The organism is Bacteroides sp., assembly GCF_030151085.1.
GTDB lineage: Bacteria > Bacteroidota > Bacteroidia > Bacteroidales > Bacteroidaceae > Bacteroides.
Genome location: NZ_JASLER010000044.1, coordinates 1 through 11,106, shown reverse-complemented (window position 1 = coordinate 11,106; position 11,106 = coordinate 1). Strand labels below are relative to the sequence as shown.

9 protein-coding genes are annotated in these 11,106 nt (G+C 38.0%); 2 read left to right on the top strand and 7 right to left on the bottom strand.

Going from position 1 to position 11,106, the window contains the following annotated elements:
• Positions 1–8 precede the first annotated feature (8 nt).
• Genes Q1W14_RS08085 through Q1W14_RS08075 form a run of 3 tightly spaced genes read right to left on the bottom strand, consistent with a single transcriptional unit; the run spans position 9 to position 2,677 of the window.
• Positions 9–1,112 carry an endonuclease/exonuclease/phosphatase family protein gene (locus Q1W14_RS08085; protein WP_300700521.1) on the bottom strand — a complete coding sequence of 368 codons (1,104 nt, stop codon included), beginning with the start codon at positions 1,110–1,112 and terminating at the stop codon, positions 9–11.
• Positions 1,113–1,125: 13 nt separating this feature from the next.
• On the bottom strand, positions 1,126–2,013 hold the full coding sequence (locus Q1W14_RS08080; RefSeq protein WP_300700520.1) for a rhomboid family intramembrane serine protease: 888 nt from the start codon (positions 2,011–2,013) through the stop codon (positions 1,126–1,128).
• On the bottom strand, positions 1,997–2,677 hold the full coding sequence (locus Q1W14_RS08075; protein WP_300700518.1) for a rhomboid family intramembrane serine protease: 681 nt from the start codon (positions 2,675–2,677) through the stop codon (positions 1,997–1,999). Before Q1W14_RS08075 ends, Q1W14_RS08080 begins: the two co-directional genes overlap by 17 nt.
• 237 nt (positions 2,678–2,914) lie before the next feature.
• On the opposite strand from Q1W14_RS08075, the gene Q1W14_RS08070 reads away from it, so the two are divergent.
• Both Q1W14_RS08070 and argS read left to right on the top strand, forming a co-directional pair.
• Positions 2,915–3,181 (top strand): HU family DNA-binding protein, encoded by a 267-nt coding sequence (locus tag Q1W14_RS08070; RefSeq protein WP_300700516.1) that lies wholly within the window; start codon positions 2,915–2,917, stop codon positions 3,179–3,181.
• Positions 3,182–3,396: 215 nt separating this feature from the next.
• On the top strand, positions 3,397–5,214 hold the full coding sequence (gene argS, locus Q1W14_RS08065) for an arginine--tRNA ligase (protein ID WP_300700515.1): 1,818 nt from the start codon (positions 3,397–3,399) through the stop codon (positions 5,212–5,214).
• Positions 5,215–5,355: 141 nt separating this feature from the next.
• Here argS and Q1W14_RS08060 read toward each other — a convergent pair whose 3' ends face one another.
• From Q1W14_RS08060 to Q1W14_RS08045, 4 genes are all read right to left on the bottom strand, one after another.
• Entirely contained in the window at positions 5,356–5,793 is a 438-nt protein-coding gene (locus Q1W14_RS08060; protein WP_300700514.1) for a hypothetical protein, read from the bottom strand.
• 5 nt (positions 5,794–5,798) lie between these two features.
• Complete coding sequence (locus Q1W14_RS08055) at positions 5,799–7,592, bottom strand: tetratricopeptide repeat protein (RefSeq protein WP_300700513.1); 1,794 nt, start codon at positions 7,590–7,592, stop codon at positions 5,799–5,801.
• A 737-nt stretch (positions 7,593–8,329) separates the two neighbouring features.
• A complete protein-coding gene (locus Q1W14_RS08050) occupies positions 8,330–10,237 on the bottom strand; it encodes an LruC domain-containing protein (RefSeq protein ID WP_300700511.1) in 1,908 nt (635 codons plus the stop codon).
• A gap of 233 nt (positions 10,238–10,470) precedes the next feature.
• Positions 10,471–11,106 (bottom strand): topoisomerase C-terminal repeat-containing protein (locus Q1W14_RS08045; RefSeq protein ID WP_300700510.1); only part of this gene is annotated, 636 nt, incomplete at its 5' end.

The following is an 11,106-nucleotide window of genomic DNA, read 5'->3' as shown; positions in this document are numbered from 1 at the left end:
CTTATTTCTTAATTCTCCTTTTTCGAGATGTAACACCATATAGGATAATGATCGGACTCGTTTATCGAACGGTCTACGGTGCAATTATATGATTGCAGGTTTTTACTTATCAATATATTGTCTATCCGGAAATAGAATTTATTCTGGTTGTAAGAGACACCTAAACCGCGTCCTGATTGAGTGAATGCGTCATTCAAATCTTGTGCGATGGTCTGATGTGCATAAGAAATGGGAGTGTCGTTAAAGTCGCCGCAAACAATGATATATGGATGCGGGGAAGAAGCTATGTCATTGGCGATACTGTCAGCCTGTGGAGCTCGTATGGCAGAAGCCTCCGCTAGTTTTCGGATCAATAAACGCAAGCCGCTTTTTACTTTTTCTTTTTCGGGAGCTTTCAGCATAGCTTCATACACCACTTTGTCGGCTTTTGTTAGTTTGTTCGACTCCAAATGATTGTTGATAAGGGTGATGGTATCTTTACCTATCTTAACCTCGTATATAACGGAACCATTGTACTCACTCGGATAATCTAATACATGAGTTGAGAGAATAGGATATTTGGAATAGCAAGCTATCTTATTGGTGCGCCCCTTGCCACGGCCTACTGTATTGATGCGATGATGGGGATATGCTTCCAGTTCCCGCTCCACGTCTTTTTGTGAAAGGTGGCGACCTGATTCGACTGTGGAATATTCCTGCAAACAAAGAATATCGGCATTGCTTTCTTTCAGATAAGTCAGGATAGGATTTTTTCCATCTTTCTTGGTGGCGCCGTCAAATCCCATGATATTATACGAAAGCAACTTGATGCTTTCTTCAGGCAAATTGTCTGTACGGAAATTGATGGGCAGGTAAGTTCGTATCTGCGAATTGCACAACAGGAAGCCCAATAAGGGTAATAATGCGGATTTGTATCGTTGAATCACCAACCAGAATAGAAGAAAGCATCCGTTTATCACCAGAAAAATGGGAAACGTCAACCCCAGGCACGAAAGAACCGGATGCGTCACCGGTTGGATGTGCGGACTATATGCGGTAAATAGTAACAGCCCCGTAAACAGAGCATTGACCGCCAGAATGAGGAAAGCGACAAAATCGCCGAAATGCTTCACTTATTTAATTGATTTAACGTTTGCTCGCATCAAACAAGCTTTTCTTTTCATCAGATGTCAGGCTTTCATATCCTGACTTCTTCAATTTGTCGAGAATACGGTCTATTTCTTCGGATTGAACTTTTTTCCGGGTGTTATAATCGTAATCTTTTTGTCTGTTGGTACCATAATGTACCTTCATCTTTGGCTTGCGAGGCTTGAAACTGAACAGGGAAACAATGACATCCAGGATTTTATTAATCCAGGATGTGATGTCGGTACCCTTACTGAGCCCGGCAGCAAACCAAAGTCCTGCAAGTGCGCCGCCAAGGTGAGCTATATGCCCACCGGCATTGCTGGAAGTAATAAACAGTAAATCCGTACCTATTACTATCAATGCCAGATATTTCAGTCGAACGGTTCCGAAGAGAAGCAAACGAATCGGATAATTTGGTTCACGATAAGCGGTAGCGGCAACAATGGCAAGTACCGAGGCCGAAGCACCTAGCATGAACGAATAGTCTATCATCGGACTGAAATAGGGGAAAATGTTATAAGCTGCCATGTAGAGCAAACCGCCACAAATACCTCCTAGAATATATAAACCTCGCAGATGTTTCGCCGAGAAGAAATTCAGGAACAGTGCACCAAACCAATAGAGCCAAAGCATATTAAAAAGAATATGCATCAATCCGGCATGCATAAACATGTAGGTTAGTAATGACCACGGCTGAATAATAAACCGCGTGAGCGATGCAGGCAGTTCCAGCCACTCGAATGCACCTTCCAAACTACGGTTAAAAAGTTGCAGCATGACTTCCAGCAACGTGGTGAGGATAAATACTCCCGCGTTGATGTAAATCAGTTGAATGTATATGTTCCCTCTGCGGAACGTTTCTTTCAAATCAGTTATAATAGCCATTTCTTTTGTTCTTTTTTCTCCAATACATTATCAGGAAGAAACCGAATATCATACCACCTAAGTGTGCAAAGTGTGCTACGTTATCGCCGGCACTATTAGCAAATCCTGAATACAGTTCGATTGCGGCATATCCGATTACGAAATATTTTGCCTTGATAGGAACCGGCAGCGGGAAGATGAACATCTGTTGGTTAGGAAATAACATACCGAATGCCAACAGAATAGCGTATACTGCACCCGAAGCGCCTACAGTAGTCATCATGTTGAGGTATTCCTTCATAGGGATAACGGAATATCCTGTATTGACACTATCGTATGCCGAAAGCACTGTTTCGTAATGGATGTATTGCACAAGTTCCTGTATAAGACCGGCACCTATACCGCACACTAAGTAATAAAATAAGAAACGTTTCGGTCCCCACACTTGTTCGAGAATACGTCCGAACATCCATACTGCAAACATATTAAAAAATATGTGGGTAAATCCGGCATGCATGAACATGTATGTGATAAGCTGAGCTACATTAAACTGATCGGAAAGGAAGAAATGTAATCCTAGATAATCAGCAAGATCTATTCCGTAGCGTTGAGCGACGAGCGTACCGAGAAACATCAGTACGTTAATGATTAGTAGGTTTTTGGTAACGGTTGGTATAGTATTCATAATCTGTTATTTCGTTCAATTCAATGAAGCATTTTATTAGCTTTGCTTGGCAAAAATACGAATAAATTCTGTTCTATAACAGAAAAAGCCTAGTCTATTGTTTCTTTTTCGCTATTTTCCCATCTTTTTTTAATGTTTTTATTTGATATTCAGAAATATTGCTCTATTTTTGTGAGGGTTTGTGATGAAATATGAAGATATCTTTTGTGTAACATATTAATTAATCAATTGAGCATTATGAATAAAGCAGAACTCATTAGCGCTATGGCTGCTGAATCGGGCTTGTCAAAGGCAGATTCTCAGAAAGCATTGAATGCATTTATTGCATCTGTAAGTAAGGCTATGAAAGCCGGTGACAAGGTTGCATTAGTTGGCTTTGGAACTTTCGCTGTAGCAGAAAGAGCATCACGTATGGGCATTAACCCTTCTACCAAGAAACCTATCGAAATTGCGGCAAAGAAGGTGGTTAAGTTTAAAGCAGGAGCAGAATTGAAAGCTGAATAAGCGCGTAAAGGATACTCAAGTTTATGAAACAGAGAAGGAGGCACTGAAAGCGTCTCCTTTTTTATTTAATATAGATTGATGTAACTTCTCTCGGTTTGCATTATCTTTGCTCGAAAAGCGAAGATAAGCTGCACCTTTGCATAAAAAATGAACACGTTCATTTTATTCTGCTCTCGGTTTGCATTATCTTTGCAGTCGGAAAATACATTTAAATCATGAATATAGAACAAAAACTGGTGACGTCCGTCATTAGCGGACTGAAAGCACTGTACGGACAAGACGTTCCTGCCGCACAGGTGCAGCTACAAAAAACGAAGAAAGAATTTGAGGGACACCTTACTTTGGTTGTTTTCCCTTTTCTGCGTATGTCGAAGAAAGGACCGGAACAAACTGCACAAGAGATTGGTGAATACTTGCTGGCAAATGATCCGTCAGTATCAGCATTCAATGTTATCAAGGGTTTCCTGAATCTTACGATTGCTTCTTCTGCTTGGATTGAATTGCTGAATGGCATTCACGCTGACAAGCAATACGGAATTGTGACTGCTACTGACAATTCTCCGTTGGTAATGATTGAATATTCATCTCCTAACACCAACAAGCCGCTCCACTTAGGACATGTGCGTAACAACCTTTTAGGTGGTGCATTGGCAAATATCATGCAGGCAAATGGTAACAAAGTGGTAAAGACCAACATTGTAAACGACCGTGGTATCCACATCTGTAAATCCATGTTGGCATGGCAGAAGTACGGTAACGGTGAAACACCAGAGACTTCCGGAAAGAAAGGTGACCATTTGATCGGTGATTATTATGTAGCTTTCGATAAGCATTACAAAGCGGAACTTAAAGAGTTGATGGCAAGATATCAGAGCGAAGGCATGAATGAAGAAGAAGCCAAAGCTAAAGCCGAATCAGAATCTACTTTAATGAAAGAAGCTCGCGAAATGCTCGTGAAATGGGAAGCCAACGACCCTGAAATTCGTGCTCTTTGGAAGAAGATGAACGATTGGGTATATGCCGGTTTCGATGAAACATATCGCATGATGGGAGTTACTTTCGACAAGATATATTACGAATCAGAAACTTATCTTGAAGGTAAAGAGAAAGTAATGGAAGGTCTGGAAAAAGGTTTCTTCTACAAAAAGGAAGACGGTTCCGTATGGGCAGATCTTACCGGCGAAGGATTGGACCATAAACTTCTTCTCCGTGCCGACGGTACATCTGTTTATATGACACAGGATATTGGCACTGCCAAACTGCGTTTTGCTGATTTTCCGATTGATAAGATGATTTATGTCGTTGGTAACGAACAAAATTATCACTTCCAAGTACTTTCTATACTGTTGGATAAGCTAGGCTTTGAATGGGGTAAAGGATTAGTACACTTCTCGTACGGTATGGTGGAACTTCCCGAAGGTAAGATGAAGAGTCGTGAAGGTACGGTAGTAGATGCCGATGACTTGATGACGGAGATGATTAGTACTGCCAAAGAAACCTCCGACGAATTGGGAAAACTGGATGGTTTGACGAAAGAAGAAGCCGATAATATTGCTCGTATCGTAGGACTTGGTGCTTTGAAGTATTTCATTTTGAAGGTAGATGCTCGCAAGAACATGACTTTCAATCCTAAGGAATCTATCGACTTTAACGGTAATACAGGTCCATTTATTCAATATACATACGCACGTATTCAATCTGTTCTTCGTAAGGCGAAGGAAGCGGGTATTATAATTCCTGCAGAATTGCCTATCGGCATTGAACTGAGTGAGAAAGAAGAAGGTTTGATCCAAATGGTTGCTGATTTTGCTGCTGTAGTGAAACAAGCTGGTGAGGATTATAGTCCTTCGGGTATTGCAAACTATACGTATGATCTCGTGAAAGAATACAATCAGTTCTATCATGACTTTAGCATTTTGCGTGAAGAGAACGAGGCTGTGAAAGTATTCCGTCTTGCTTTATCAGAGAATGTAGCGAAAGTGGTACGTTTAGGTATGGGACTGCTTGGCATTGAAGTGCCCGATAGAATGTAATCAAAGTATCTATAAGATATTAAATAAGGCTATTCTTGAATATTATAATCAAGAATAGCCTTTATTATTGGGTTTTCATGATCTAGATTTAACTACATAAAGAATGTGTCTTGTAGATAAATGACTGATCTTAAATGCTATTTATTTTAATAGGTATTGCTGATCTTCAAATATTACTTTCATTTTTATAGGCATATTATTGGGAGAAAAACTATCGATAGTAGTTCTTTCTTTGAAATTATAACTTTCAATTATGATAGTTACTTTTTCTGTATTGCTAACTTTTATAAGTGTATTCTCTTCTTGAACGATAGCTTGAATATTAGGAATGATTTCTTTATTTCCATAAACTAAAACTCCATTTGGTGAATAAGTAAATTCTGTTATATCCATCGAATATATTCCATAGTATATAAATATTTTGGCTCCATAATCTGTGTGTAAGCCCTCTTGATCCTCATATAGCACAACGATATTAGCAGATTTTTGATCTATTATATTGCTGCTGTCATTGTTGCAATTATAGCAGAATAGAGAGAATAATAAAAGAATAGCACTTGTATAACGATGTCGACTCATAATATCTAATTTATTGGACCAGGGGCAATATATAATCTATACCATCCTGTATAATACTGTGATGAGAAATTGGGATAGGTGAGAAGTCTATTTGGACGCTGATAGTGTGAAGACCATTCGCGTATTGTATTTGTTGTATCAGCTAGTACTATATCTCCAAAATTGACGACTATCTCACCTAATTCATCATTACCTAAAGTCGTTGTTTTCTCAAAACTGACAGTTTTACTATTTTTAGTACTAGCACCAAATTGTGCTCCTAATTTCAGAGTTTTCCCAAGAGTCTTATCAAAACTAAAGTTAGTTGCAAAGTCATTTGTAGATGAAATTGTATTTTTAATAACTTCATTAGCATCAACTTCTTCTATTGAAATTTTGATAGTACTGCTATAATCTTCTAAAGACTGTGCTTTTATATCTGTTACTATATGGCTATTCAAGAGAATAATTCTTTCTTTTTGTTCCTGTAATAATCTTTGCATGTCGTCATTATGAGAATCGCTTTCTTGCAAGGCTCTTTCTAACTCTTCTATTTTCTGATTGTTTTCCTCGATGAATTGACTACTTTTGCGATACTGTTCTTCTTTTAACTTCTCTAGTTTCTCTAATTTCATTGTTAATTGAAGTTTTTTGCGCTTGCTATATTGTAGGTGTGCTGCAAAATATAATATTAGAATGAGAATTGCAAGTATACTATAATTGATCAACTGTCTTTGTAGAGCATTATTCATCTTTAGTTGGAGATTTTCCTTTTCACGTAGTTGATAGTTATAGAGTGATTGTGCTTTTCGAATAGTTTCGCTATCAGTAATTTTTCTGATGGAATCCGTCCACATGTTGTATAGGCTTATATGCTTCAAAGTAGATTGGCAATCAAAGTGCTTTTGCGCAATTTCTGCCAACCCCCAATGCGCACCTTGTTGAGCATATACATCATTAATTTTTAGTAGTTTTTCATAATAGTATTTAGCTGAATCTAAATTTTCTGTTTGGAGGAATAAATCTGCAACAATTGAATTATAGGCTATTTGTGTGTGTGGCTCGGAGACACTCAATGTTTGTAATGCAATTCTTGCTGAATCGTATTGCTTAAGTTGAGTGAATAAATCAATTAAAGAACTTTGCGCCTTATCAATGAGCCTCTTTTTTCCGCTCTCTTTCGCTATTTGATTGGCTTTTTGATAATAAAACATGGCGCTGTCTGTATTGTTTGAAAAATTGAAAACAGATCCAATATTACATAGATTGACTACAATACCCTCTTTATCTTTGGTATATACTTTATCATAATAGTAACTTTTTTTGTATGCTTTCATAGCTTTATCATATACATCTTGGAAAAAAAACAAATCACCCATTTGGCTATAGAGTACTTCTTTTAGTCGATAATTGGTACTCTCTTCTAATAATTCAGCAGCTTTTTGATAATAATCCAGTGCCTGCGGTGCATCTCCTAGATCACTATATACCCGCCCTGCATAATAGTAAGCCTCAGGCAAATGTTTTTCATCTTCTTTATCTTCATAATAGTGTAAAGCCTTCAGAATAAGGCTATCTGAAGAATGCACAACATATGCTTTGTCTTTGGCTTTGATGGTCAGTAACCAATAGTACATTTGTGTTGCTTCGGGTTCGGAAGTTATGCTGTCCTCTATATGCTCCAGTAATGCGATGGCGCTATCTGGATTGTTGTAAACCAGTGTATCTACTACCTGCATTGTATTGGGGTAAGGTTTGTTGCCACACGCATAGAGACATAATGGTATCAAGATAGCTAATGTGGATTTTATCATTTTCATAATAAAGTTTATTTCATAGCATTTCAATATTCCGGTGTTATGAATGCTGCTTTCTATACATCAAATATATGATATTCTTGTTTGTATAACAAGATTATTGGAGCGAAAATCATTTTACATGTATTTCTTTTGCAAAGTTGCATACTATTGTTTTGATAATAAAATAAAGTTGTGTGGTTTTTGTACTGATTTTATTTTATGAGCGGATTTCTAGATTGATGATGTCTAATTATTCGATTAGATAATAATTTCTTAAAAAAGTATAGCTTATTGATCGTATTTCTGAGATATTACTAACTCCTACTTTCCGCTAAAAGCGTGAAATAGAAAAAGAATGCATATTCCTAAGAATAAACATGCGTTTAAATTTTGTAATATACGGATATTATACAGAAAATTCGAATAAATAGTTAATATCATGCGATGAATCTATTAACTTCGTGTATGCAATAAGTTAATATGGTGTAGCATAAAGTTAGTTTCACTACGGGAAACACTTTGTTCGGCACCGAGAAGCCTATCGTTTCATTACGGGGAACGAGAAAGAGAAGTATTTGAGGCGCATTAGTGAATTATTAGGGATGTAAGTATTTTGATATTGTACTGATAGTGTGATTGATACTAAAAGTGGATGCGCTTTTCGTTACCAACTCTAAGTCTGGTTCGAAAAGTGCAGCCATTTGTGATTAGGAAATACAAAGTGTCAGAATGTCAAATCGTGATTAATGATCTTTGTGTCACTTCTTATACCAGTCAGTTGCTTTTTGCCCTTTAGACTTTACCCATTCTATAAATTTGGGATAGGTCTCATAAATCTTCACACTTTCGTCAGAGTATTTGAAGTTAAGAACCGGAAGATTGATGCAGTACGGCATAAGCTCTACATCGTCTTGATAGCGTGCAATATAATAAACTCCGGCAGAAACATTCGATACATCATCTTCTGTATTGAAAAGCTCCATATTGGCCTTTTCGGTGGGTGGATAGTTCACTAAATGCACTTCTTTGCTTCTGTCGTTGACAAAGATAAACGGGTTATAAGGAGGTGTTACCTGGCTCTCTATTACATCTGATAATTCAATCGTGACGGTGATTTTCTTTTCTAGCACACTTTTTAGATTATCAAATAAGATTATGGTTGGATGAGCTTGATCGGTTTCAACTTTCCAACTGGTTGAACCTGAAACTTCGATCTTAGTTACTCTGCTCGACTCGACGTTGCTTAACTGATAACCGAATCCACAAGTATAAATTCCTCCACTATGTACAGGAGTAAACTCATCTACTATCTTGTAGATTTTATTGCTTACTGCGTTTTTGTAGAGAGTAGAATTATATTCCACTATCACATCATTCATATCGTAATCACCTTGCAGAGGCCATTGATCTTCGAAAGCCAACGTTCCTATAGTAGTACTTGTTACATTCTTAGGGGGATCGACCGGAGGCAATGAGGGGATGTCTGCGGAGATAGCTCCAGATTCTGCTACCTTTACGTAGAACGTAGCATCAGTATAGTTGAAATCTTCACTATCTTCGAAACCAATTGCAACGAGTTGATCTGATTCGGCATGTCTCAATGCTACTACACGCTGTCTACCATCCTCTCCATTCATGGTACCATATGAATAGCGGGTGGGGGCGTATCCTTGTTTTGAGATGTTACCTTTATTAAATGAGTTCCCTTCCAGATACCATCCTATACTTACACCTGAAGGAAATTTATCTTTGAATTGCTCTCCATCCCAATATTTAAGCTTTACTTCATGACCGCAAATCATAGCTCCGGCACGAACTCCATTATTGATTTTGCTGATAGGAGATATATTGGGAAAAGCAATAATTCTCTTTATTGTTTTTTCTGTAGGAATCGTACCGGAAGGATATGTAAAATAACCTACGGTATTATTCCAACTGGCTCCACTGTTTATGAATACAAGACTGATCTCTGTATCTTTTATGATTTTTATTTCGGAAGTGTTAGTATTGTTACACCATTCCGGATGGACTTCTGTTATAAACTTATTTTTTGCGCCGTTATATGTGTCCTGAATGCTATACAATATATCTGCTGGAGGCATACTTAATGTCGGTTCAATATTGGATGGCAATCCGTAGACATCCCAATCCACTCCGGGCATAATATCTCCTACATTATCATATTTGTAACCACCGTTGGTTATTCCTCTGGTGCGAGTCTGTAAGGACGCGATATAGTCGTTCTGATTAAAGCTTATTTGACCATTGGCTATAGTCAGTTTCACTGGAGAAACTACTCCCAAGTATTCACTATAAAGCCATACTTCCGTGATATCCGACGGCAGAGTTATAGTACCCGAATATTGACCCTTTTTATCGGTTGGGGCAGTATAAACGGGTTTAAGCTCTTCATTCTTTATCCACGAATCTTCTTGTTCAATCATTGGATTCTGATCGTATAGTTCGAAGATAATGTAGTAATCGTTTGTGAAGCCATAGTTAACACTCAATTTAACTTGTTTCGTCAAACTGAAATCAAATACCTCTGTTGGGTTTAGAGGTTCGTTTTTGCCTCCTTGGTATAAATCTTTCTCCATGCAGCTGGTAAGTGCAAGGACGAAAGACAGGGAAACAAATGTACTTTTGGTAAAGAATAATTTGCTCATGAAGATTCCCATTCTATTTTTGTTTGTTTGCGTAATTGAAATTATTACAAATATATATATACTTTTGATATGAAAAAGAAATAACTGCTTTTTAAGGGGGGAATAATCGATAAATCTGGTTTATTACTTGAAAATAAGCACTGTTTTCTAGGGATGAGGAGATAGAAAATAGAATTCCCCCTTTCTTAAATGGATATTCAAGAAAGGGGGAACTATGATCTTGTTCTATTAATTTATTTCTTCTTAGCGGTTTTAGCTGTTGCTTTAGCCGTAGTCGAAGTTTTAGTTTTAGCTGCTGTTTTGGTTGCTTTAGGTTTCGTGGTGGCTTTATCTGCTTTAGTAGCTTTGGGCTTGGTAGCAGGCTTGGCTTTCGGTGTCTTGGCGGCACGTTTAGTCTTGCCCGGTTCCTTTTCCTCTTGAAGTCTGACAATCTCTTTGCAGGCAGTCAAACTCAAATCTTGTGGAACGATGTCCTTGGGGATTTTGTAGTTGCTTCCTTTATAAGAGATATATGGGCCGTAACGTCCGTTCATGATTTCAAGATCAGGATCTTCCTCAAATTTCTTAAGGTGTCTTTGGGCGGCAGCTTCTTGTTTGTTCTTGATCAGTTCGATGGCTTCTTCCAGAGTGATAGTCATCGGGTCTGCTGTTTTGGGTAATGAAGCATACAAACCGTTGTGTTGTATGAACAGTCCGAAACGTCCACTACCTACAGTTACGGTTTTGTCCTCATACGTGCCAAGAGTACGTGGAAGCTTGAAGAGTTCCAGTGCTTCTTCCAATGTGATGGTTTCGAGGGACAAATCTTTGGTCATCTGTGCAAAACGGGGCTTTTCCTCATCTTCTACAGTACCCATTTGTACTACAGG

What these genes read in the sequence shown, in the direction of transcription:
- Q1W14_RS08080 (WP_300700520.1), bottom strand. Translation starts at nt 2,013, where the DNA reads ATGGCTATTATAACTGATTTGAAAGAAACGTTCCGCAGAGGGAACATA.
- Q1W14_RS08075 (WP_300700518.1), bottom strand. Translation starts at nt 2,677, where the DNA reads ATGAATACTATACCAACCGTTACCAAAAACCTACTAATCATTAACGTA.
- Q1W14_RS08070 (WP_300700516.1), top strand. Translation starts at nt 2,915, where the DNA reads ATGAATAAAGCAGAACTCATTAGCGCTATGGCTGCTGAATCGGGCTTG.
- argS (WP_300700515.1), top strand. Translation starts at nt 3,397, where the DNA reads ATGAATATAGAACAAAAACTGGTGACGTCCGTCATTAGCGGACTGAAA.
- Q1W14_RS08060 (WP_300700514.1), bottom strand. Translation starts at nt 5,793, where the DNA reads ATGAGTCGACATCGTTATACAAGTGCTATTCTTTTATTATTCTCTCTA.
- Q1W14_RS08055 (WP_300700513.1), bottom strand. Translation starts at nt 7,592, where the DNA reads ATGAAAATGATAAAATCCACATTAGCTATCTTGATACCATTATGTCTC.
- Q1W14_RS08050 (WP_300700511.1), bottom strand. Translation starts at nt 10,237, where the DNA reads ATGAGCAAATTATTCTTTACCAAAAGTACATTTGTTTCCCTGTCTTTC.